Here is a 21,314-nt window from a genome sequence, read left to right on the forward strand (position 1 = left end):
CCAGGCCGACCATCATGCCGATCGAAAGGACCCCATGACCGAGATCCAGGCCGACGTCGTCATCGTGGGTGGCGGGCTCGGTGGAACCGCTGCCGCGCTCACCGCGGTACGGCGGGGTTGCAGCGTCGTACTGACCGAGCAGACCCGGTGGATCGGTGGCCAGCTCACCGCGCAGGCCGTGCCACCGGACGAGAACGAATGGATCGAGGACTTCGGCGCGACGGCGAGCTACCGGCGTCTCCGCCGCCGGATCCGGGATCACTACCGCCGCAACTACCCGTTGACGCTCGACGCGGCGACGGATCCGTTCCTGAATCCGGGGAACGGAAGGGTCAGCCGGCTGTGCCACGAGCCGCGGGCCGCCCACGCCGTACTGTCGGACCTGCTCGCGAGCCCGATCGCGTCGGGGCGCTTGCGGCTGCTGCTGGAGCACGAGCCCGTCCAGGTCGCCGTGGGCGGCGACAGGCTCGAAGCGGTGGCCGTACGCAACAACCAGACCGGCGCCGAGATCACGCTCACCGGCAGCGTCTTCATCGACGCCACCGAGCTCGGCGACCTGCTCGAGCTCGGTGGCGTCGAGCATGTGATCGGGTCGGAGAGCGCGGCCGACACCGGCGAGCCGCACGCTCTGGACGGACCGGCACAGCCACTCGACCAGCAGGCGTTCAGTGTCTGCTTCGCGCTCGAGCACCGGCCGGGCGAGGACCACACGATCGATCGGCCGGCGGAGTACGACTTCTGGAACGCTTACAAGGCAGACTTCTGGCCGGACAAGCAGCTGTCCTGGTGGGAGGTCTTCCCCGACTCGCTCAGCCCGCACCACCGGCCGATCTTCCAGGATCCGCCGCACTACCCCGGTCGCGACGGCTGCGACCTGTGGCATTTCCGTCGGATCCTCGATCACGCCAACTTCACGCCAGACTCGGGGATCCGCGACGTCACCCTGGTGAACTGGCCGGCCATCGACTACTGGCTCGGACCACTGACCGGGGTCAGTGCGGACGAGCGGCGTACACACGAGGAACGGGCACGCCAGCTCAGCCTGTCGTATCTGTACTGGATGCAGACCGAGGCGCCGCGGCTCGACGGCGGCGTCGGCTATCGAGGCCTCCGGTTGCGTAGTGACCTCACCGGCGACGGACCCGACGGCCTCGCGCTGTACCCGTACGTGCGCGAGGCGCGGCGGATCCGCGCCGAGACGACGGTGACCGAGCAGCACATCAGCGTGACGGCCCGCGGCGACCTACGTGGCGCTGAAGACTTCCACGACTCAGTGGGGATCGGCCACTACCGGCTCGACCTCCACCCGAGCACCGGTGGACCGGGCGGCCCACGCACGTACATCGACCTGGCGACCTGGCCGTTCCAGATCCCGCTCGGTGCGCTGCTCCCGGTCCGCGTCGACAACCTCCTTCCGGCCGCGAAGAACATCGGTACGACGCACGTCACGAACGGCTGCTACCGCCTCCACCCGGTCGAGTGGAACATCGGCGAAGTCAGTGGTGCTCTGGCCGAGCACTGTGTTCACACCGGCGACATCCCTCGCGCGGTCCGGGCGGACGAGCGCAAACTCACCGATTTCCAGCGCGTGCTGTCCAGTGTCGGTGTCCCCCTTCGTTGGCCGGACGACGTCCGGACCAGAGGGGCAACACCGATCCACTGACTGCGTTACACGCTGGCGTAGTACGCCTCGACTGCCTCGTAGTCGACTGACGTGTCTGGCTTGATGCCGAGGGCTTCGTAGTGCTTGCGGCGGGCGCGCATGTCGGCCAGGAGGATCGCGCGGGCGTGGACCGCTACCTCGTCGGCGACCTCGGCCGGGACCACGATGACGCCGTCGTCGTCGCAGCCGACCATGTCACCGGGGCTCACCTGCGTGCCGCCACAGGCGACGGTGGTCTGCGTCTCGACGACCTTGATCCGGCCGGGGATGATCGTGCGGCCCCGGGCCCGCGAACAGATCGGGGTGCGCTGGGCAACGATCTCGGCGGTGTCGCGGCAGTACCCGTCGGTGACGATCCCGGCCGCGCCGGCCTTGACCGCGCCCATCCCGTTCTCCGAACCCCAGAACCCGACCTCCTTGCCGCCGCCGGCATCCATCACCACGACGTGCCCGGGCTCCAGGTCGCCGGGCAGTCTCACGTTGCCGGTCTCCTCGAACCAGATCCGGTGCGCCTCGACGATGTCCTGGGTGCTCTCCAGCTTCCACATCGGCCGGTTCGACGGGACCGCGCGGATGGTCGCGGCGCGGCCCCAGAACTTCATCCCGAGCCACAGCGGCCGGACCTCGGGCGACATCAGCCCGATGTCGAAGTACCCGATGCCGTCGAGCGCGTCGGCGACATCCACCACCCGCAGGTGCTTGTAGAGGCTGGACAGGTCGTTCGGCTTGGCAGTCTCTGTCATCAGGGCTGACCTTTCGTTCGGTAGTTGTGAGCGGCGGTGCCTCCGAGCACGGCCGCGAGTTCGTCGGGAGTGGTGAGGCTTCGTTCGACGGCCGAGCGGAGCGCCGACCAGGCCTCCTGGTACGACGCCCGCAGCAGGACGACCGGCCAGTTGCTGGCGAGCATGAGCCGATCGGCGCCGAAGCACTCGGCCGCCCAGGCGACGTAGCGATCGACCTCGCCGGGCCACTTGGGTAAGGCGGTGAGCAGGTCGATCCCGAGTGACACCTTCAGCGCGACCTGCGGTGAAGCGGCGAGCTGAGCGAGTTGAGTCGCCCACGGCTCCCACCCGCCGCTGTCGATCGGCGGTCTGCCGAGATGGTCGACAATGATCCGCAAGTCCGGCACTGCCTCGGCGAGACCGATCACCGCGGCGGTCTGCTCAGCAGTCACCGGTACGACGTCCCAGCTCACCCCAGCCGCGGCCAGATCTGTGAACAACTCGACCGTCTCCGGCCGGCTCAACCAGTCCAGGCGGTCCCGCCCGACAAGACATCGCACTCCATGGAAGCCGTCCCCGCTGCGCTTCCACTCCGCGCGAGCGGCAACCGGATCAGACAGCGGCAGCCAGCCAACGACCGCTCCGACGTACGGCGCCTCGGCGGCATAACGCACTAGTCGGTCGTTCTCGGCGGGTTCGTCAACCGACTGGATCAGGACCGTCTGCTTGACCCCGGCCGCGGCGAGCTCGGTGGCGAAGTCGTCGGGGGTGTAGTCGCGCGCGATCGCGTCGTGCCGGTCGTCGCGCCAGGGCTGATCCTGCGCCGCCACTCGCCAGAAGTGGTGGTGCGCGTCGATGACTGTCATCGTCCCTCCCACTCGACGCGTTCGTGGTTGAGGAAGCCGGCCACACCCGCCTGGAAGTCCCGGCTCGCGTACACGGCTGCCAGTACGTCGTCCGCCTCCGCGGCCGCGCCGTCGCGAAGGACGCGCCGCTCGATCTCCTTCAGAGCCGCGAGCGTCAGCGGTGCGTTGGAGCAGATCCGCTCCAACAGCTCGTCGACCCGGGCCGTCAGCTGCTCACGCTCGACCACCTCCGTGACGAAGCCGTCCACCTCCGTTGCCGAGAGCAACCGGGCGGTGAGCACCATCGCCATCGTCCGACCTGCGCCGAGCCGCTGGCACAGCCGCGCCAGAACGACCGGCGGCAGCGTGTTGCCGAGCGTCCGGGCGACCGGTGCGCCGAACACCGCGTCCGGTGTGGCGACGACGAGGTCACTGCATGCGGCCAGCGCCAGCCCGGCTCCGACCGCGGGACCTTCGACCACCGCGACGACAGGGACCCGGATCCGCAGCAGTGACCCGAGCACGCGACCGACGCGGTGCTCGTACTCCACCCCTTGCTCGCCGGTGGTGAAGTCGGTGAACTGCCGGATGTCCGTTCCGGCCGCGAACGCCTCGCCACCGGCGCCCCGCAGTACCACCACCCGGATGCCGCGATCGCCGTCGACGGTCGACTCGACCTGCTCCAGAGCGTCGTACATCGGCCAGGTGATCGCGTTGCGGCGGCCCGGGTTCGACAGCGTCAAGCGCAGGATCGCGCCGTCGCGTTCGACCTCCAGCGAACTCATTCGCCGAGGACCTCCTCCGTGTGCTCGCCGAGCAGGGGTGGATGCCGCCGGATCCGGGCCGGCGTCCCACTCATCCGGACCGGCGACCCGAGAACCCGGACCCGTCCCTCGACGGGGTGGTCCACCTCCTGCACCATGCCACGCGCTTTGACGTGGGGATCCTCGTCCAGCACCTGCCGATAGTCCCGAATCGGTCCAGCCGGTACACCGGCATCGAGCAGCAGGGCCACCCATTCGTCGGTCGTTCCGGAGGCCAGCCGTTCCTCGAGCTCCGCGGCCAGTTCGTCGCGGTGCGCCATCCGATCGGTGTTGGAGACGAAGCGCGGGTCCGCCTCGAGATCCGTCGCCTCGAGGGCTGCGCACAGTCGTTGCCAGAGGCGCTCATTGTTCGCACCCAGCGTCACGTACCCGTCCTTCGTCCGCAGTGCCTGGTACGGCGCCGACATCCGATTCGCCGAGCCCAGCGGCTGCGGTACCTGTCCGGTGGCCCAGTACTCCGTTGACTCCCACACCGACATGGCCAGCGCGGCCTCGAAGAGCGACGTCTCGACGTACTGCCCCTCCCCTGTCCTCTCCCGAGCGTGGACGGCGGCCACGATGCCGAGCGCGCAGAACATCCCGGCGCCGAGGTCACCGACCGGCAGGCCGCACTTGACCGGTGTGCCGTCCGAAGTGCCGGTGATGCTCATGACTCCGGACATCGCCTGAGCAATCAGGTCGTAACCGGGCCGGTCGGCGTACGGGCCCGTCTGGCCGAAGCCGGAGACACTGGCGTAGATCAGCCGCGGATTGATCGCGGCCAGCGTGTCGTAGTCGACTCCGAGCCGGCGCGTGACGCCGGGACGGAAGTTCTCCACGACCACGTCGGCCGACTCCACCAGCCGGCGGAACGCCGACAGGTCGTCCGGCTCCTTCAGGTCCAGGCAGACACTGCGCTTGTTCCGATTCAAGGCGAGGAACGCACGACTGTCCTCGCCGTGGACGGGATAGCCCCAGGACCGCCTGGTCTGGTCGCCTGTCCGCGGGTTCTCGATCTTGATCACGTCCGCGCCGAGATCCGCCAGCAGCATCGTGCAGAACGGTCCGGCCATCACCTGGGTGAGGTCCAGCACCCGCAAGCCGTCCAGCGCGCCGGCACCGTCCCCCGTCGTGTCGGTCATCAGCCGCCCAGCCCCGCATTCGCCTCGGTGAAGAACGAGTCGGCCGCCTGCTGCACACTCTTCTTGCCGAAGGCAACCTCCTCGTACGCACGAGTGAATGCCGACTCGAACGTCGCCTGGTAGCCCGGCGGGTAGAGGATCGTCGGCGGTTTCTTCGCCACGATCTGCTGGTACAGCTCCAGTTCGTGCTTCTTCAGCGGCGCCAGCTTCGGGTCGTCGACCTGCGCCTGCAGCACCTTCTGGTTCGTCGCCGCGCCGTTGTCGGACTTGAACGCCGCGCCGGCCTCGGGGTTGTTGGTGAAGAAGTCGATGAACGCCGCCGCGGTCGGGATGTTGTCGCAGTTCGTCGGGATCGCGAAACCGGAGGTGAACATCGCGTTCCCGCCGCCGGACGGGCCGGACGGCATCGGCAGCGTGGTCAGCTTCTGCTCGCCAGGCTTGCTGGCCAGCGTCGCAGAGGCGGGGGTCAGGGCGTTGCCGGGAATGCTGTCGGTGAGGAGCTTGCCCTGAGCAATGAAGCCTTGCTCGGCGCCCTCCGGCTCATCCGCCTGGGCGTCCGCGCCCATCGTCGTACCGGCCGTGCGGAGCTTCTCCCACATGTTCCAGTACTCGACCAGCGACTCCTTGGTGAAGCCGAGCTTGCCGTCGTCGGTGAACAACTGCTTGCCGTTGGCCAGTTGGTAGGCGATGAAGAAGTTCGGCAGCCCGCCACGCGACCCGGCCGCGAATGTCCCCTTCGGCAGCTTCGCCGACGCCTTGGTGATCCACTCCGTGTACTGCGTCCAGTCGTAGCCGTCGGGTGGTAGCCCGACACCCGCCTGCTCGGCCATGGTCTGGTTCACGCCAACAGCGTCGTACGCCGCGCCATACGGGAGGAAGTAGAGCTTGCCGTCCGGGCCGCGGCCGGTGTCGACGATCTCCTTCGGGATGTCGTCGACCTTGATCGCGCCGGACTCGATCATCGGGTCCAGCGGGAGCAGCACCTTGCGCTTGGTGTAGTCGTTCAGCTGACGGCCCTGGAGCTGCATGACACAGGGCAGGGTGTGGCTCGACGCCTGGATGTTCAGCTTGTTGAAGTAGTTGCCGAAGTCCGCGTTCTGCCGGTCGATGGTGACGCCCGAGTGCTCCTTCACGAACATGTCGGCGACCGCGTTCGTCTTCTGGGCGCGGGCCGCGCCACCCCAGAAGGTGAGCTGCAGCTTGCCGGTGACCTCGCCCTTGCCGTCCTTGCCGTCTGAGCCACCGCCCGCGTTGTCGTTGGTCACCGAGGTTCCGTTGCATCCGGCAAACACCAACAGGGTCGCGCAGGCCAGCGCCGTCGTACCGATTCGTCTTCTCATCAGGATCTCCACAGGGTTACTTGAGGCCGGTGGTCGCGACGCCCTCGATCAGCAGCTTCTGTGCGCCCAGGAAGAAGCCGACGATCGGTGCCAGCGCGAGGGTGGACATGGCGAACAGCGAGCCGTACGCCGATTCCCCGGTGACGTCGAGGAAGGAGTTCAGGCCGAGCGAGACGGTCCACAGCTCGGGCCGGTTCAGGTAGAGCAGCGGACCGAGGAAGTCGTTCCAGCTGTTGATGAAGGTGAACAGGGCGGTGGTGCCGAGTGCGGGCAGCGACAGCGGCATGATGATCCGGATGAACGTCCGCCAGTGACCGCACCCGTCGATCCGGGCGGCGTCGTCGAGCTCCCGCGGCAGGGTGCGGATGAACTGGACCATCAGGAAGATGAAGAACGCCTCCACGCCGAGCCACTTCGGCACCACCAGCGGCAGGTAGGTGTTCATCCAGGCCAGCTCGTTGAACAAGATGTACTGCGGGACGAGCGTGACGTGGTACGGCAGCAGCATGGTCGCGAGCAGCAACCCGAACAGCACCCGCTTCAACGGGAACTCCAGCCGGGCGAACGCGTACGCCGTCAGCGAGCAGGCGAACAGATTGCCGGCAATCGACAGCGCGGTGATCGCGATCGAGTTCAGGAAGTAGCGGGAGAAGTCGAGCTGACCCGCGGACCAGCCGTGCTTGTAGTTGTCCAGCGTGTAGTGCCGGCTGAACAGGCCGAGGCTGTTCATCACCTCCGCCGACGGCCGGAACGACGCCGCGACCATCCACACCACCGGGTACAGCATCACCACGAGCACGGCGATCAGGAACGCGTGCCGGATCAGCCCGATGACGAACGGGTTGGTGGTACGACGCCGGCCGAGCAGGGCGCGGCGGGTGGGGATCGACACGCTCGTCATCGTTCGTCTCCGTAGTAGACCCAGCGCTTCGCGGTGAGGAACAGGAAGCCGGTGAAGGCCGCGAGCACGATCACCAAGGTCCAGGCCATGGCGGAGGCGTAGCCCATCTTCAGCTCGGCGAATCCCTGTTGGTACAGGTAGAGCGTGTAGAACAAGGTCGAGTCGGCCGGGCCGCCGGACCCACGGCTGACGACGAACGCGCCGGTGAACGCCTGGAACGCGTGGATCGTGTCGAGCAGCAGGTTGAAGAAGATCAGCGGCGTCATCAACGGCAGCGTGACGCTGAAGAACCGGCGGATCGGTCCGGCTCCGTCGACCGCGGCCGCCTCATGCAGCTCCACGGGGACCTGCCGAAGGCCGGCCAGGAAGATGATCATCGTCGCGCCGAACGCCCACAGGTTCAGCGTGACGATTGTCCACAACGCCGTACCCGGACTCCCGACCCAGCTGCCGCGGGTGATCCCGAACAGGCTGAGCACCTGATTCACCAGGCCGGTACCGCCGAAGATCTGCCGCCACAGCACCGCGATCGCGACACTCGCACCCATCAGCGACGGCAGGTAGAACAGCGCGCGGTAGCCGGACAGGAACCGGATCCCCTTGTTCAGCAGGAGCGCCAGCACCATCGAGAGGACGAGGAGCAGGGGGACGGATACGACGACGTACACCAGGGTCACGCGGACCGATGAGAGATAGCGGGGATCGGCGGTGAACATGCGCCGGAAGTTGTCCAGCCCGATCCAGCGCGGCGGACTGAGCAGGTCGTAGCTGGTGAAGGCGAGGTAGGCGGAGTACAGCATCGGGCCGAGGGTGAGCAGCACGATGCCGATCAGCCAGGGGCTCAGGAACAGGTAGGCGGTCAGACCTTCGCGGCCGGTGCGGGAGCTCTTCACGAGGCCGGTCCCTTCCGTGCGTGCGCCTCGACCCGCTCCGCCAGGTGCTGTGCGAGCAGACCGGCCACCGGGACCTGCACATCACAGTCGCGCGCCGCGGCGACGACGTCCCAGAGGTCCTTCGCCCACGGCCGGTCCCGCACCGGCGTACCGCCCGCGTCGTACGCCGCCGCGACCCGGTCGAAGAAGCCCCAGTTCCGCGTGATCCACGACTCGCCCGTGCTGGTCGACACGGCGTCCAGCACCGTCTGCTCCGGTACGTCGTACGCCGCGGCCAACTCGAGCGCCTCATGCACGCCGGCGAGCGCGGAGAACATCATCAACTGGTTCGCCAACTTCACCGCGGCACCAGCACCCGCCGGCCCCACGTGCAGCACCGTTTCTGCCACCGAGTCGAGCACCGGCCGGACGCGATCCAGAACCTCAACCCGACCGCCCGCCATCACGGTCAGCGAACCGGACAGCGCCCGCTCCGCTCCCCCGCTCACGGGTACGTCGAGCAGCCCGATCTGATGCGATTCCGCCTTCTGTGCAAGGCGTTTCGCGGTCGCGGGCAGGATCGTGCTGTGCACCAGAACGACCGAGTCGGTCTCGAGGACCGGCGCCAATGAGTCGATGAGTTCGGTCACCGCCTGGTCGTCCGGCACGGCGAGGCCGATCACCCGGCAGCCCGCCAGGTCCGCAGGCCCAGCCGCGATCTCGGCATCCAGCCCCTCGGTACGCCTCTCGTCGCGGTCGTACACCGTGAGCCGCCACCCGTCGCGCAGCAGCGCCTGCGCCATCGGATGGCCGAGATTGCCGAGCCCGGCGAAGCCCACGGGCGAGGTTCGATCGATGTCATCGGTCACGGACGCCTCCAGGTCAACGACCAGATCGTCTATGAACTATTGTCTACAATAGATAGTCGACGCTGACAAGATCGCAGGTGAGAATGAGTCATGACAGAGCAGCGGTTGCGGTCTCCGAGTTTGGTTCAGCTCGCGGCCGATGCGATCCGGCGGATGATTCTGGCCGGTGAGTTGGCCGAGGGTGAGCGGCTGATCGAGGAACGGCTGACTGAGCAGTTGGGCATCAGCCGCCCTCCCCTGCGCGAGGCGTTGCGCGTGCTCGAGCAGGAAGGCCTGATCGTCACCCGTCCGCGCCGCGGGTCGACGGTGGCGACCCTGACGGATCAGGACGTGTTCGAGATCCTGACGCTGCGCACTGCACTGGAGCGACTCGCCATCGAGCTGGGCGTGCCGGTGCGGTTCCCCGACCGGCTCAAGGACGCGCAGGAGGCGCTGGCCGAGATGGAGCGCTGCGCGGACGCCGAGGACCGCGGCAACCTGGTCCAGGCCGGCTACCGCTTCCACGCCTCGCTGATCGCTCTCGCCGGACACCGGCGGCTCGAGGAGGCGTACGCGTCAGTGCAGCAGCAACTGCTCCTCTGCATGGCGCGCAACCTCTACGCTCGCGAGCACTTCTACGAGGACCTTCACGAGCACGTGGGCCGGCACCGGACCTTGCTCGAGCTCGTCGAAGCCGGCGACCCCGCCGCCGTACTGGCCGAGTTGGCCGTGCACGGCGAGCGGTCGTTCAGCGATCTTCAGAGCAACGCAGGCAGCCGCTCCGCGAGGGACTTGTAGTCCTCGAGCGAGTTGTAGGCGTGAGCGGACAGCCGGATGAAGCCGCGGCCGTCGAAGCCGGTCATCGTGATCTCGGCCTTCAGCTCACGGGACACCCGGACCTTGAATGCCTCCGCGGCGGTCAGGTCGACGGATGACGGCAGTTCGACCAGCCGCATCGTCGCCGCGGGACGCGTGACCTCGGCGACGCCGGTCGCGAGGGCCTTCGCGATGATGCGGGCGCCCTCGTCGATCAGGTTGCTCAGCTGCGTGCGTCGTACCGGCCAGTCGAGTTCGTCCAGCACCCGCAGTGACTCGGGCGCCGCGATCCATGGGACGTAGTCGTACGTGCCCTGCATGTCGAAGCGCTCCGGCAGCCGCTCGTCGTACTCCGACCAGGACACGATCAGCGGCAGTGTCTCCGTCCGCCACTTCTCGGCGACCACGAGGCCCGCGGTCGCGCGCGGCGAGGCCGGCCACTTGTGGAAGTTGCCGGTCCAGAAGTCGGCGCCGTCGGCGGCCGGCGCGTCGATGAGGGCCGGCGCGTGCGCGCCGTCGACCACGATCGCCACGTCGTGCTCGCGGCAGAGCGCGACCAGGTCCCCGATCGGGAACACCATCGCAGTCGCCGAGCTGATCTGGTCCACGATGAGCACGGACGCCTGGTCCAGCCTCGGAGCGATCAGCGACACCACCGTCTCGTCGTCAGCCTCGAGCGGTACGTCGACCACCACCACCTTGGCCCCTTTGGCCTTCGCGAACCGCTCGGCGGCGTACCGGACCGCGCCGTACGCGTGGTTGGTCAGCACGATCCGGCTGCCGGATGGGATCGGCAGAGTCGCGAGCGCGACGGTCACCCCGGCGCTGGCGTTCGGGACCAGGGCGAAGCCGGCCGGGTCGGTCCGCAGGTACGACGCCAACTCGAGACGGCTCGTGGTCAGTTGGTCCGCCACCGAGCGGAACCACGCCATCGGGTTGGCCTCGGTCTCGGTCCGCAGGGCGGCCATCAGTTCCTGGGTACGTCGCGGCACGGCGCCGTACGAACCGTGGTTCAGGTGCAGTACGCCGGGGTCGAGGGTCCACAGGTCGGGGCGGGGGCTGAGTAGCGTCACCACGCAAACGGTACATACTTCCTGTCGTGTACCCCTACCTCGACCACGACGGGCCGATCGCAATGGCCCACCGTGGCGGCGCAAGGCACCCGGACAACATCGGCTACGAGAACTCGCTGCGCGCCTTCGAGCACGCGGTGGGACTGGGCTACCGGTACTTGGAGACCGACCTGCACGCCACCAGCGACGGGGTGGTGATCGCGTTCCACGACAGCAAGCTCGACCGGGTCACCGACCGGACCGGCGTGGTCGCGGAGCTGCCCTGGTCGGAGGTGAGCAAGGCCAGGATCAACGGTCACGAGCCGATCCCCCGGCTGGACGAACTGCTCGAACACCTTCCGGAGATCCGGTTCAACCTCGACATCAAGGCCGAGAACGGGCTGCACCCGGCCGCCGAGGTACTGCGCTCGGCGAACGCGATCGACCGGGTCTGCGTCTCGTCGTTCTCGCAGTACCGGGTCCGCCGGATCCGGCGGGAGCTCGGGCCACGGTTGTGCACGGGGTACGGCGACTGGGAGACCGCGCTGATCCGCTTCCTGCCGATCCCACTGAAGTCACGCGGCGCCTGTCTGCAGATCCCGCAGCAGTACGGTCCGCTTCGCGTCCTCACTCCCGGCCTGATCCGGCGAGCCCATGCCCTGGGCAAGCAGGTGCACGTCTGGACGGTCGACGATCCGGCCGACATGCGGCGCCTGCTCGACGCCGGGATCGACGGCATCATCACCGACCGCACCGACGTCCTCCGGGACGTGCTGATCGAGCGCGGACAGTGGCAGCAAATCGGCCACTGAAGTGTTATCCGCGGGTACGCCGCTTCATCCCCCGAACCTGCGACACTCCTGCGCATGGGACTTCTCTCCGCCCCGGCGGCGGTCGACAAGCGGGAGTACTGGGGGTTCAGCCTCTACGACTGGGCCAACTCCGGCTATGTCACCACCGTCGGCACGGTGCTGTTCGCGCCGTACCTGACCTCTGTCGCCGAGACCGCCGCCTGCGGGTACGTCGGGACCACGGACAAGCCGTGCCACACCAACCTCGACGTGCTGGGGCTGGGCCTGTCCCCCGGTTCGCTGGCCTTCTACGTGGTCACGGTCGCGACGCTGGTGTCGGCGCTGTTCCTGCCCGTGGTCGGCGCGATCGCGGACCGGATGGCCCGGAAGAAACTGCTGATGTGCGGGTTCGCCTGGACCGGCGCGCTTGCGGCCTGCTGCATGGTGTTCGTCGGCGGCGGTCGCTGGGAGCTCGGGGCGCTCCTGCTGCTGATCGGCAACCTGTGCCTGGGGTCCTCCCTGGTCGTGTACGACTCGATCCTGATCGACATCGCCGGGCCGGACGAGCGGGACGATGTCTCGTCGCGCGCATGGGCGTTCGGCTACCTCGGCGGCTTCATCCTGCTCGCGATCAACCTCGCCGTCGTCACCGCCCATGACGCGCTGGGCCTGAGCCAAGGGACGGCGGTCCGGCTCAGTCTGCTCAGCGCCGGCCTGTGGTGGGGCGCGTTCACGTTCATCCCGTTCACCAAACTGCGGAACCGGCCACCGGTTCTGGTCGAGCCCGTGCGCGGCAACATCGTCCGTCAGAGTTTCGGTCAGCTGTCGGCGACGCTCAAGCACATGCGCACCTACCCGGTGACGTTGCTGTTCCTGATCGCGTACCTGTTCTTCAACGACGGGATCCAGACGGTCATCTCGGTGTCGTCGACGTACGGCGAGAAGCAGCTCGGGTTCGAGACCCAGGTGCTGATCGCAACGATCCTGCTGGTGCAGTTCGTCGCGTTCTTCGGGGCGCTCGCATTCGGGCGGTTCGCCCGCCGGTTCGGGACCAAGCTCACGATCATGGGCGGGCTGGTGGTCTGGATGCTGATCGTGATCGCCGGCTTCCTGCTCCCGGCCGAGCAGATCGCGCCGTTCCTGGCGATGGGCGTCGCGATCGGCATCGTCCTCGGCGGGACCCAGGCGCTGTCCCGGTCCGCGTTCAGCCAGCTGATCCCGAAGGGCCGCGAGGCGGAGTACTTCTCGCTCTACCAGGCCGGCGAGCGCGGTACGTCGTGGTTGGGCACCCTGGTCTTCGGCCTGGTCCATCAGATCACCGGCTCCTACCGGCCCGCGATCGTTGCCCTCGGCCTCTTCTTTCTCATCGGCCTGGCCCTGCTCTCCCGCGTCGACATGCGCCGCGGCATCACCGAAGCGGGCAACACTCAGCCCACGCTGGTCTGAGGTACGACGGACCCGACCAGCCGCTGCACCGCCTCGGGACTCGGCGGTGTGCCGGTCCGGTCGGCGAACAGCATGTGCGCGGATCCGATCAGGGTCAGGGCCAGTGTGTCGACATCGGCACCGGCATCGAGTCGTCCGTGATCGCGCTCGGCTGTCAGGTAGCCGGCGATCGCGGCGACAGCCTCGGTGAGGATCGGTACCCCGGTGGGGCTCGATGACCGCAGCCTGGCGCGCAGTCCGTCCCGGGAGATGGTCAACCCGACGATCGCGACGGCGACCGAGCTGAACAAGTCGGTCAGGAAGCCGGTGAGGTTGTCGACGATCGCCCCGCGACCGACGCATCCCAGCAGCAGATCGCCCTGGCGGGCGAGCCGACGGATCCGGTCCTGCACGAGCTCGGTCAGGAACGCGTCGAAGTCCGTGAAGTGCCGATGCAGCACGCCCTTCGCGCAGCCGGCCTCGGTGGTGACGGCCCGGCTCGTCAACGCGTCCGGCCCGTCGCGGAGCAGCACGCGTTCGGCGGCGTCGAACAACTGCTCCCGTACGTCGCGCATGGCCACACCCGTCGGCATGACACCCCTTCCGTTGACGCGAGTGGGCAGGCGCCCATTATGGTGGGCACATGCCCACTCTATCTCCAGAACCTCATCAGCAGCGCCAGATGGCGGAGTCGTTCGGCGTCGACGCCGAGCGCTATGACCGGGTCCGGCCGCGGTATCCCGACGCGTTGATCCGGACGCTCGTCGAGGCCAGTCCGGGCAACCGCGTCCTGGACGTCGGCTGCGGGACCGGCATCGTCAGCCGGCAACTGCAGGCGGCCGGGTGCGAGGTGCTCGGCGTGGATGTGGACGAGCGGATGGCGGAGTTCGCCCGCCGAACCGGAGTTGAGGTCGAGGTGTCGCCGTTCGAGTCCTGGGATCCGCACGGCCGGACGTTCGACGCTGTCGTCGCCGGCATGACCTGGCACTGGATCGACCCGGTCGCCGGTGCGGCCAAGGCCGCCGAAGTGCTCGCGCCGGGCGGCCGGCTGGCCGTGTTCTGGAATGTCTTCCAGCCCCCGTCCGACCTGGCTGAGGCGTTCGCCGCCGTCTATCGCGAGGTCCTCCCCGACCGGCCGATGTACCACCGCGTCCCGGCGTCCCCGCTGGAGGCGTACCTTGCTTTCCTCGGCAAGGCCGCGGACGGGATGCGCGAGTCCGGCGCGTTCGACGAGCCGGAGCGGTGGCAGTTCCCCTGGAGCCGCCCGTACAGCCGGGACGAGTGGATCGAGCAGATGCGCACCGGCGGCGACGCCAGTCATTTCGATCCCAGCAAGTTCGACGAGCTACTGACCGGGATCGGCGCTGCGGTCGACGCGGCCGGTGGCAGCTTCCAGATGGACTTCACCGCGCTGACACTGACCGCGACCCGCAGGTGACATGAGAAACGGGCCCTGACCGCGTCGTTGCGGTGAGGGCCCGTCGGGTCTTGCTCAGGCGGTGCGCTTGGTCCGGTGCAGGTGCGCGGGGCCGATCTCGCCCTTGCGGAGCAGATCGACCCGCTCGGCGAGGAGCTCCTCCAGCTCGGAGATGCTGCGACGCTCGCGCAGCATGTCCCAGTGCGTACGGGCCGGCTTCTCCTGCTTCGGCTCCGGCTTCTCACCGGTCGAACGGGCAGCCTCGCTGCCGCAGTGCGGGCACTCCCAGATCGCGGGCACCTCGGCGTCGTGCGCCATGGTGACCTCGACCACGTGGCCGCGGGGGCAGTCGTACGTAATCATCTGGCGAGGAGCGAACTCAACACCACGGTCATCCTCGAAGCTGACCCCACCCAGCCCCGAACCACGCAGTACGCGATTAGACATGTCAAACCTCCGAGATCGTCATCCGTGCCAACGGTCGGCCGGCCCGGATCATTCCCATTTTGGCATGCCCGAGCCATCTGTACGCACCTGACAGCGCCGTCGTGACGCCCTGTCATCGAGCGTTCACACATCACGGTGTGTCGCGGACCGTCCGTCGTACGACGCGCGAACTTCACAGCCAGTTGCCAGGAATCAGGGATCAGTTCCTCAGCAAGTGTCCTTAGCGTCTGCATCCATGGTGCTACCCCGCCACAAGCTCCGTGGCCTCAGCCTGCTCAACGTCTCCCTGGTGGCCGTCGTCCTGGCGATCGCGATCACGGCCTACCTCTTGTTCTTCCGCAAGGACACGCCGGCCGCCAGCGCGACCCGCCCGACCTTCGCCGTCGCCCGGGGCGAGGTGACCGCCAGCGTCAGCTCCAGCGGCACCCTGCAGAGCTCCCAGACCGCGTCGCCGCAGTTCGAGACGTCGGGCACGGTCACCCAGATCCTGGTCAAGGTCGGCCAGGTGGTCGCCAAGGGCGCCGCGATCGCGAAGGTCGACCCGTCGGCCGCCGAGCGTCAGCTCCGGATCGCCGACCAGAACCAGATCGCCGCCGCCAACTCCGTCACCGCGGCCAGCGAGTCGCTGGACGACGCACAGGACGCGGCCGAGGCCGCCGAAGAGGCGTCAGCCTCCCCCAGCCCGACTCCGACCAACGGACAGCAGGCACAGAGTCAGAACCAGAACCAAGGCCAGAGCCCCGAGGTGGCGGTCAGCAACGCGGAGGCGAGCCTGGCCCGGGCGAAGGCGGACAAGGAGCAGGCCGACCAGGACGTGGAAGGTGCGCAGGCCGCGGTCGACGCAACCACCCTCAAGGCACCGATCGCCGGCACGATCACCGCGATCAACGGCAGCGTCGGCTCGGTCACCGGCGGCTCGAGCTCGAGTAGTGGATCAGGCACTGGAGGCTCGACCTCAGGTCAAGGTTCAGGGACCGGCGCCTCGAGTACGACGACAACCTCAGCCTCCGGCTTCGTCGACATCTCCGACCTCAAGTCGCTCCAGGTGGCGGCGTCCTTCCCGGAAGCGGACGCGATCAAGATCAAGGCCGGCCAGTCGGCCACGGTGACTCTGAACGCGGAGCCCGGTACGACGCTCACCGCCACGCTGGCCTCGGTGTCGCCGACCCCGACCACCACCAACGGCGTCGTCGCCTACTCAGCGACGTTCTCGCTGGCCAAGATTCCCGCGAACGCCCGGATCGGCCAGACCGCCAACGTCACAGTCCAGACCGCGAAGGCGGCCGACGCCCTCTACGTGCCGAGTACGGCGATCGCCACGAGCGGTACGACATACACGGTGACGATGGCCGACGGCAGCGGGACGCGCGAGGTCGAGGTCGGCGTCCGGGGCGACAGCTTCACCCAGATCACGTCCGGCCTGAACGAGGGTGACCAGGTCGAGCTGCTTCAGGGCGCGATCAGCGGCGCTGCCAACCAGAACGGCCAAGGCCGGACCGGGCAGCTCCCGGGCGGCGGGCAGTTCGGCAACGGTCAGCTCCCCCGGGTCGGCGCGGGCGGGGGCAACCGTGGCCGCTGACGCCCTGATCGAGATCCGGGACGTCACCAAGAGGTATGGCAGTGGCGAGACCGCCGTACATGCGCTGCGCGGTGTGTCCCTGCGCGTCGAGGCCGGTGAGTACGTCGCCGTGATGGGCTCGTCCGGATCCGGCAAGTCGACGCTGATGAACATCCTGGGGTGCCTCGACGTCCCGAGCCGCGGTGAGTACTGGCTGGACGGCAGCAACGTCGCTCGCCTGACCGAGGACCAGCAGGCGCTTGTCCGCGGCCGCAAGATCGGCTTCATCTTCCAGTCCTTCAACCTGATCCCCCGCACCACCGCACTGGCCAACGTCGAACTCCCGCTCACCTATGCGCATCTGCGGCGGACCGAGCGACGCAAGCGAGCCGCCCGAGCGCTGGCCCTGGTCGGTCTGTCGGACCGAGCCGACCACCGGCCGAACGAGCTGTCCGGCGGCCAGCAGCAACGGGTCGCCATCGCCCGAGCGCTCGCCACCGGCCCGCGGATCCTGCTCGCCGACGAGCCGACCGGCAACCTCGACGCACACTCGACCGACGAGGTGCTCGGCATGTTCGACCAGCTGAACGCCGACGGCCGCACGGTCGTGGTGATCACCCACGAGCACGACGTCGCGGCCCGGGCCCGGCGGCTGATCCAGGTCTCCGACGGCCGGATCGTCGCGGACGAGGTGACCCGCCGATGACACCTCGCGACCTCATGGGCGCCGCCCTGCGCGGCCTCAGTGCGAACAAGCTGCGCTCCCTGCTGACCGTCCTCGGCGTCTCCATCGGAGTCGGGGCGGTCATCGTCCTGGTTGCTGTCGGCAACGGCTCGGGCAAGGCCGTGCAGGCCCGGCTGGAGGCGATGGGCACCAACCTGCTCACGGTGTCCACGACCGGCGGTGGTGGCGGCTTCGCCCGCGGTCAAGCCGGACCATCGGCCCAGCAATACAGCCTGACCCTCGCCGACGCCGCTGCACTGGCCGACGATCGCCTCGCACCCGACGTCTCTGCGGTCGCCCCGGTGATGACGAGCTCGGGTACGGCGACCAGCGGCGACACCAGCTACACCGTCAACCAGGTGATCGGTACGACACCGGAGTACATGCCGGCCACGAACACGCCGGTCGAACTCGGGCAGTCCTTCACCCAGCAGGACGTCGACACGTCGCAGCGGGTCATCCTGCTCGGGCAGACGGCCGCGACCGAGTTGTTCACCCGGCCTGCGACCGCAGTCGGCCAGACGATCAAGCTCGGCGCCGTCGACTTCGTCGTCCGCGGAGTGCTGGCGAGCAAGGACAGCACCGGGTTCTCGGATCCGAACGCGACCGCGATCGTGCCGATCAGCACGCTACGGGCCACCCAGGCCGGATACGGTCCGCTGAACCAGATCGTCGTACAGGCGGCGGACAAGGACCGGGTCGACACCGCGCAGGCCGAGGTCACCCAGTTGCTGACCGCGCGGCACCAGGTGCCGACCGACCAGACCTCGCCGTTCCGGATCGCCAACTCCGCGCAGATCCTGCAGACCAGCCAGGACACCGCCGCGACCTTCACCGCGCTGCTCGCGACGGTCGCCGCGATCAGCCTGGTCGTCGGCGGGATCGGGGTCACCAACATCATGCTGGTCACCGTCACCGAGCGGACCCGCGAGATCGGGATTCGCAAGGCACTCGGCGCGCGGCGGCGGACGATCCTCGGGCAGTTCCTGATCGAGGCGACGCTGCTGAGCCTGATCGGCGGCGCGGTCGGTGTCGCCGTCGCACTGATCGTCACCCGCTTCCAGCTGGCCGGGGTGCAACCGGTGCTGGTGCCGTCGTCGATCGGGCTCGCCCTGGGCGTGTCCGCGGCCGTCGGCCTGTTCTTCGGCAGCATGCCCGCGCACCGCGCTGCCGGACTCCGTCCCATCGATGCACTACGTCACGAGTGAGAGGCTCCCCGATGAGTAACCAGACGCCCGACGAGTTCGCCCAGATCGGGTCCGACGAGGAGGTCGACACGGCGCTCAAGCCGAAGAAGACCCTCAACCTGCCGCTGGCGACGGCGATCCTGGCCGGCGTTGTCGTGCTGGCCGTCGGCCTGGCCGGCGGCGCGGGACTGCACGCGGCCTTCGCCTCGGACAGTACGACGCAGCAGCCGCAGGCGGGGCGTGGCTTCGGCGGCGGGTACGGCGGCTTCCGCGGTCAGAACGGTCAAGGACAGGGTCAGGGTCAAGGTCAGGGCCAGGGTCAGCGGCCCGGTGGGCAGGGCAGCGCGGCGATCGGCACGGTCGTCTCCGCGAGCGGCTCGCAGCTCGTGGTGAAGACGCAGAACGGCAACGTCACGGTCAAGCTGACCGGCGACACGACGTACGAGATCACCAGCAAGGGGACGGCGACCGATCTGAAGGCAGGCGAGCAGGTCGTCGTCAGCGGCCAGAACGCCGACGGCTCCCTGACTGCGACGACCGTTCGTCAAGGCGCTCTCCCCGGCGGCTTCCGCAACCCCGGGGCAACGCCCTCCCGCTGACAGAGATAATGAGGTTGTGGCCGGCAACTTGATCGACAGCCCCATCAGCCTCGAACTTCTGCGTGGCGCGCTCGAGCTGGAGCAGACCGATCGCGGCGTACTGCCGCATCGGCTGCCGGCCTGGGCGCGCAAGCAGTACGTCGACGGGCAGTTGGAGATGGCGGAGTCGCAACCGAGCGGAGTGCGCCTGACCTTCCGGACGCGTGCGACCGTGGTCGAGCTGGAGACGTTGCCGACCAAGCGGGACTACGTGGGCGCACCGGCGCGGCCGGACGGCATCTACGACTTCGTTGTCGACGGCAAGCTGATCGGACAGGCGAGCGTGGACGCCGGCGACGTCATCACGATCGACCTGGTGACCGGAGCGGCCGAGACCCGTCGCGGCGAGTCCGGCAGGCTGCGCTTCGACGGCCTGAGCGACGAGTTGAAGACCGTTGAGCTCTGGCTGCCGCACAACGAGACCACCGAACTCGTTGCCCTGCGCACCGATGCGCCGGTCGAGCCGATCCCGGCCGGCGGCCGGCGAGTATGGCTGCACCACGGCAGCTCGATCAGCCATGGCTCCGATGCCTCCAGCCCGACGGGCACCTGGCCCGCGTTGGCCGCCACTCACGGTGACGTGGAGCTGATCAACCTCGCGTTCGCGGGCAGCTCATTCCTGCAGCCGTTCACGGCCCGCACGATGCGGGACACGCCGGCTGACCTCATCAGCGTCAAGCTGGGCATCAACGTGGTGAACACCGACGTACTGCGACTGCGCGGGTTCACTCCGGCGGTCCACGGCTTCCTGGACACCATCCGCGAGGGCCACCAGACGACACCGCTGCTGGTCGTCTCCCCCATCCTGTGCCCGATCCACGAGGACACCCCGGGACCGACCGGCTGGGATCTGTCCGCGCTCGGTGAAGGAAAGCTGCGGTTCGCCGCGACCGGGGATCCGGACGAGGTCGCGGCCGGCAAGCTGACGTTGTCCGTCATCCGCGCCGAGCTCTCCCGGATCGTCGAGCAACGGGCCGCCGACGACCCGAACCTGCACTACCTCGACGGCCGCGTCCTGTACGGCGAGGCGGACAACGCCGTACGACCGCTGCCGGACGATCTGCATCCCGACGGCGAGACCCACCGCACGATGGCCGAACGCTTCGCCGCCCACACCTTCGCGGTCAAGGGCCTGTTCGCCTAGCCAACAGCCCTCTCCCCCTCGCACCGACTTTGAGCCCCCTCGACCACCGTGACGCGCGACTTTGGGCACCCCTCGACCACCACGGCACGCTGAACGTGGTCGCCCCGTGCACGAAGTCGCCTCGTACAGCGAACCCACGGCGCCCCGACCAGCGCCACAGCGCGACTTTGAGCACCCCCCGACCACCACGGCACGCTGAACGTGGTCGGCCCGTGCACAAGGTCAACTCGTGCGGCGGGACCTCGGCGTACGGCGGGACCTCGGCGTACGGCGCGACGCCGGCAGGGCCCCGACTTTGAGCACCGCTCGACCACCGTGGCGCGCTGATCGTGGTCGAGCGGTGCACGAGGTCGGGGCGGGCACGGGACTGCAGCTGCGCGGGGGACTGCGGCGGGACGGCGGGAGGCGACGGTGCGGAGAGGGACAGGGCGGTGGGCCGAGTGGGGGCTACTTCTGGTCGGGGTCGATGACCTCGCCCTGGACGACGTCGTCCTGGGACTGTCTCGGCGGCTGGGCCGGACCGGCACCGGGGATGAAGCCGCCCAGGTTCGCACCACCGAACTGGGTGGCGACGCGGCGGCCGAGGAAGGCGTGCATGCCACGCCGGGCCAGCGGGCGGGTGAAGGGCAGGACGAAGAAGAACCCGAAGATGTCGGTCACGAAGCCCGGCGTCAGCAGCAGTGTGCCGCCGACCAGGACGAGAGCCGCGTCGGACAGCTCACGGCCGGGCATCTTGCCGGTCTGCAGAGCGGACTGCAGCGCGTTCCACGCCCGGCGTCCCTCGCGCTTGATGATCCACGCACCGAGCGCGCTCTCGACGAGCAGCAGCCCGACGGTCGGCCAGCCGCCGATCACCTGGCCGATCTGGATGATCACGAAGATCTCCACGATCGGCACCACCAGCAGCGCCAGCGCTACGAGCCACGGCATGTCCAACCCCTTCCGGCGATTCCCTCCAGTGTTGCGCACCGGGGAAAGC

22 protein-coding genes are annotated in these 21,314 nt (G+C 68.6%); 10 read left to right on the forward strand and 12 right to left on the reverse strand.

The window, feature by feature from the left end; translation table 11 throughout:
- Nucleotides 1–34 precede the first annotated feature (34 nt).
- Nucleotides 35–1,663: an FAD-dependent oxidoreductase gene (locus tag E0H75_RS23815; protein WP_131515843.1), complete on the forward strand. Its 1,629-nt coding sequence runs from the start codon at nt 35–37 to the stop codon at nt 1,661–1,663.
- A gap of 5 nt (nt 1,664–1,668) precedes the next feature.
- Here E0H75_RS23815 and E0H75_RS23820 read toward each other — a convergent pair whose 3' ends face one another.
- The 8 genes from E0H75_RS23820 to E0H75_RS23855 are packed head-to-tail and all read right to left on the reverse strand — an operon-like array spanning nt 1,669 to nt 9,157.
- Nucleotides 1,669–2,406 carry an RraA family protein gene (locus E0H75_RS23820; RefSeq protein ID WP_131515844.1) on the reverse strand — a complete coding sequence of 246 codons (738 nt, stop codon included), beginning with the start codon at nt 2,404–2,406 and terminating at the stop codon, nt 1,669–1,671.
- Nucleotides 2,406–3,251 (reverse strand): amidohydrolase family protein, encoded by an 846-nt coding sequence (locus E0H75_RS23825; protein WP_131515845.1) that lies wholly within the window; start codon nt 3,249–3,251, stop codon nt 2,406–2,408. The genes E0H75_RS23820 and E0H75_RS23825 overlap by 1 nt, the downstream gene beginning before the upstream one ends.
- Nucleotides 3,248–4,015 (reverse strand): enoyl-CoA hydratase, encoded by a 768-nt coding sequence (locus E0H75_RS23830; RefSeq protein WP_131515846.1) that lies wholly within the window; start codon nt 4,013–4,015, stop codon nt 3,248–3,250. The genes E0H75_RS23825 and E0H75_RS23830 overlap by 4 nt, the downstream gene beginning before the upstream one ends.
- On the reverse strand, nt 4,012–5,175 hold the full coding sequence (locus tag E0H75_RS23835; RefSeq protein ID WP_131515847.1) for a CaiB/BaiF CoA transferase family protein: 1,164 nt from the start codon (nt 5,173–5,175) through the stop codon (nt 4,012–4,014). The genes E0H75_RS23830 and E0H75_RS23835 overlap by 4 nt, the downstream gene beginning before the upstream one ends.
- Nucleotides 5,175–6,515, reverse strand: a complete 1,341-nt coding sequence (locus E0H75_RS23840; RefSeq protein WP_131515848.1) for an ABC transporter substrate-binding protein — start codon at nt 6,513–6,515, stop codon at nt 5,175–5,177. The genes E0H75_RS23835 and E0H75_RS23840 overlap by 1 nt, the downstream gene beginning before the upstream one ends.
- A 16-nt stretch (nt 6,516–6,531) precedes the next feature.
- Nucleotides 6,532–7,416, reverse strand: a complete 885-nt coding sequence (locus E0H75_RS23845; RefSeq protein ID WP_131515849.1) for a carbohydrate ABC transporter permease — start codon at nt 7,414–7,416, stop codon at nt 6,532–6,534.
- On the reverse strand, nt 7,413–8,309 hold the full coding sequence (locus E0H75_RS23850) for a carbohydrate ABC transporter permease (protein WP_131515850.1): 897 nt from the start codon (nt 8,307–8,309) through the stop codon (nt 7,413–7,415). Before E0H75_RS23850 ends, E0H75_RS23845 begins: the two co-directional genes overlap by 4 nt.
- Entirely contained in the window at nt 8,306–9,157 is an 852-nt protein-coding gene (locus E0H75_RS23855) for an NAD(P)-dependent oxidoreductase (protein ID WP_131515851.1), read from the reverse strand. Before E0H75_RS23855 ends, E0H75_RS23850 begins: the two co-directional genes overlap by 4 nt.
- A gap of 90 nt (nt 9,158–9,247) precedes the next feature.
- On the opposite strand from E0H75_RS23855, the gene E0H75_RS23860 reads away from it, so the two are divergent.
- Nucleotides 9,248–9,934: a GntR family transcriptional regulator gene (locus E0H75_RS23860; RefSeq protein ID WP_131515852.1), complete on the forward strand. Its 687-nt coding sequence runs from the start codon at nt 9,248–9,250 to the stop codon at nt 9,932–9,934.
- Here the strand turns inward: E0H75_RS23860 and E0H75_RS23865 are convergent.
- The gene (locus E0H75_RS23865; RefSeq protein ID WP_238163233.1) at nt 9,895–11,025 is read right to left on the reverse strand and encodes an aminotransferase class V-fold PLP-dependent enzyme; all 1,131 of its coding nucleotides are present in this window, start codon (nt 11,023–11,025) and stop codon (nt 9,895–9,897) included. The two genes, E0H75_RS23860 and E0H75_RS23865, sit on opposite strands and share 40 nt — an antisense overlap.
- 26 nt (nt 11,026–11,051) lie before the next feature.
- Here E0H75_RS23865 and E0H75_RS23870 point away from each other — a divergent pair, with 26 nt between their 5' ends.
- Together E0H75_RS23870 and E0H75_RS23875 are read left to right on the forward strand one after the other, a co-directional pair.
- On the forward strand, nt 11,052–11,816 hold the full coding sequence (locus E0H75_RS23870) for a glycerophosphodiester phosphodiesterase family protein (RefSeq protein ID WP_202873137.1): 765 nt from the start codon (nt 11,052–11,054) through the stop codon (nt 11,814–11,816).
- Between the two features lie 54 nt (nt 11,817–11,870).
- Nucleotides 11,871–13,241 carry an MFS transporter gene (locus E0H75_RS23875; RefSeq protein WP_131515854.1) on the forward strand — a complete coding sequence of 457 codons (1,371 nt, stop codon included), beginning with the start codon at nt 11,871–11,873 and terminating at the stop codon, nt 13,239–13,241.
- Here E0H75_RS23875 and E0H75_RS23880 read toward each other — a convergent pair.
- Nucleotides 13,223–13,813, reverse strand: coding sequence for a TetR/AcrR family transcriptional regulator (locus tag E0H75_RS23880; protein ID WP_131515855.1), 591 nt, complete (start codon nt 13,811–13,813; stop codon nt 13,223–13,225). The genes E0H75_RS23875 and E0H75_RS23880 overlap by 19 nt on opposite strands.
- Nucleotides 13,814–13,902: 89 nt before the next feature.
- On the opposite strand from E0H75_RS23880, the gene E0H75_RS23885 reads away from it, so the two are divergent.
- Nucleotides 13,903–14,658 carry a class I SAM-dependent methyltransferase gene (locus E0H75_RS23885; RefSeq protein ID WP_131515856.1) on the forward strand — a complete coding sequence of 252 codons (756 nt, stop codon included), beginning with the start codon at nt 13,903–13,905 and terminating at the stop codon, nt 14,656–14,658.
- Between the two features lie 54 nt (nt 14,659–14,712).
- Here the strand turns inward: E0H75_RS23885 and E0H75_RS23890 are convergent, their stop codons facing one another.
- The gene (locus E0H75_RS23890) at nt 14,713–15,084 is read right to left on the reverse strand and encodes an RNA polymerase-binding protein RbpA (protein ID WP_130385606.1); all 372 of its coding nucleotides are present in this window, start codon (nt 15,082–15,084) and stop codon (nt 14,713–14,715) included.
- A 235-nt stretch (nt 15,085–15,319) separates the two neighbouring features.
- Here E0H75_RS23890 and E0H75_RS23895 point away from each other — a divergent pair, with 235 nt between their 5' ends.
- Genes E0H75_RS23895 through E0H75_RS23915 form a run of 5 tightly spaced genes read left to right on the forward strand, consistent with a single transcriptional unit; the run spans nt 15,320 to nt 20,335 of the window.
- Nucleotides 15,320–16,663, forward strand: coding sequence for an efflux RND transporter periplasmic adaptor subunit (locus E0H75_RS23895; RefSeq protein WP_131515857.1), 1,344 nt, complete (start codon nt 15,320–15,322; stop codon nt 16,661–16,663).
- Nucleotides 16,653–17,348, forward strand: a complete 696-nt coding sequence (locus E0H75_RS23900) for an ABC transporter ATP-binding protein (RefSeq protein WP_131515858.1) — start codon at nt 16,653–16,655, stop codon at nt 17,346–17,348. Before E0H75_RS23895 ends, E0H75_RS23900 begins: the two co-directional genes overlap by 11 nt.
- On the forward strand, nt 17,345–18,574 hold the full coding sequence (locus tag E0H75_RS23905) for an ABC transporter permease (RefSeq protein ID WP_131515859.1): 1,230 nt from the start codon (nt 17,345–17,347) through the stop codon (nt 18,572–18,574). Before E0H75_RS23900 ends, E0H75_RS23905 begins: the two co-directional genes overlap by 4 nt.
- A gap of 11 nt (nt 18,575–18,585) precedes the next feature.
- On the forward strand, nt 18,586–19,152 hold the full coding sequence (locus tag E0H75_RS23910) for a DUF5666 domain-containing protein (protein WP_131515860.1): 567 nt from the start codon (nt 18,586–18,588) through the stop codon (nt 19,150–19,152).
- Nucleotides 19,153–19,168: 16 nt separating this feature from the next.
- On the forward strand, nt 19,169–20,335 hold the full coding sequence (locus tag E0H75_RS23915) for an SGNH/GDSL hydrolase family protein (RefSeq protein WP_131515861.1): 1,167 nt from the start codon (nt 19,169–19,171) through the stop codon (nt 20,333–20,335).
- 447 nt (nt 20,336–20,782) lie between these two features.
- On the opposite strand, the gene E0H75_RS23920 is transcribed toward E0H75_RS23915, so the two are convergent.
- A complete protein-coding gene (locus tag E0H75_RS23920; RefSeq protein ID WP_131515862.1) occupies nt 20,783–21,265 on the reverse strand; it encodes an FxsA family protein in 483 nt (160 codons plus the stop codon).
- Between the last annotated feature and the right edge of the window lie 49 nt (nt 21,266–21,314).

It is taken from the genome of Kribbella capetownensis (genome assembly GCF_004331485.1).
GTDB classification, from domain to species: domain Bacteria; phylum Actinomycetota; class Actinomycetes; order Propionibacteriales; family Kribbellaceae; genus Kribbella; species Kribbella capetownensis.

What these genes read in the sequence shown, in the direction of transcription:
- E0H75_RS23815 (WP_131515843.1), top strand. Translation starts at nt 35, where the DNA reads ATGACCGAGATCCAGGCCGACGTCGTCATCGTGGGTGGCGGGCTCGGT.
- E0H75_RS23820 (WP_131515844.1), bottom strand. Translation starts at nt 2,406, where the DNA reads ATGACAGAGACTGCCAAGCCGAACGACCTGTCCAGCCTCTACAAGCAC.
- E0H75_RS23825 (WP_131515845.1), bottom strand. Translation starts at nt 3,251, where the DNA reads ATGACAGTCATCGACGCGCACCACCACTTCTGGCGAGTGGCGGCGCAG.
- E0H75_RS23830 (WP_131515846.1), bottom strand. Translation starts at nt 4,015, where the DNA reads ATGAGTTCGCTGGAGGTCGAACGCGACGGCGCGATCCTGCGCTTGACG.
- E0H75_RS23835 (WP_131515847.1), bottom strand. Translation starts at nt 5,175, where the DNA reads ATGACCGACACGACGGGGGACGGTGCCGGCGCGCTGGACGGCTTGCGG.
- E0H75_RS23840 (WP_131515848.1), bottom strand. Translation starts at nt 6,515, where the DNA reads ATGAGAAGACGAATCGGTACGACGGCGCTGGCCTGCGCGACCCTGTTG.
- E0H75_RS23845 (WP_131515849.1), bottom strand. Translation starts at nt 7,416, where the DNA reads ATGACGAGCGTGTCGATCCCCACCCGCCGCGCCCTGCTCGGCCGGCGT.
- E0H75_RS23860 (WP_131515852.1), top strand. Translation starts at nt 9,248, where the DNA reads ATGACAGAGCAGCGGTTGCGGTCTCCGAGTTTGGTTCAGCTCGCGGCC.
- E0H75_RS23875 (WP_131515854.1), top strand. Translation starts at nt 11,871, where the DNA reads ATGGGACTTCTCTCCGCCCCGGCGGCGGTCGACAAGCGGGAGTACTGG.
- E0H75_RS23880 (WP_131515855.1), bottom strand. Translation starts at nt 13,813, where the DNA reads ATGCCGACGGGTGTGGCCATGCGCGACGTACGGGAGCAGTTGTTCGAC.
- E0H75_RS23885 (WP_131515856.1), top strand. Translation starts at nt 13,903, where the DNA reads ATGGCGGAGTCGTTCGGCGTCGACGCCGAGCGCTATGACCGGGTCCGG.
- E0H75_RS23890 (WP_130385606.1), bottom strand. Translation starts at nt 15,084, where the DNA reads ATGTCTAATCGCGTACTGCGTGGTTCGGGGCTGGGTGGGGTCAGCTTC.
- E0H75_RS23895 (WP_131515857.1), top strand. Translation starts at nt 15,320, where the DNA reads ATGGTGCTACCCCGCCACAAGCTCCGTGGCCTCAGCCTGCTCAACGTC.
- E0H75_RS23905 (WP_131515859.1), top strand. Translation starts at nt 17,345, where the DNA reads ATGACACCTCGCGACCTCATGGGCGCCGCCCTGCGCGGCCTCAGTGCG.
- E0H75_RS23910 (WP_131515860.1), top strand. Translation starts at nt 18,586, where the DNA reads ATGAGTAACCAGACGCCCGACGAGTTCGCCCAGATCGGGTCCGACGAG.
- E0H75_RS23920 (WP_131515862.1), bottom strand. Translation starts at nt 21,265, where the DNA reads ATGCCGTGGCTCGTAGCGCTGGCGCTGCTGGTGGTGCCGATCGTGGAG.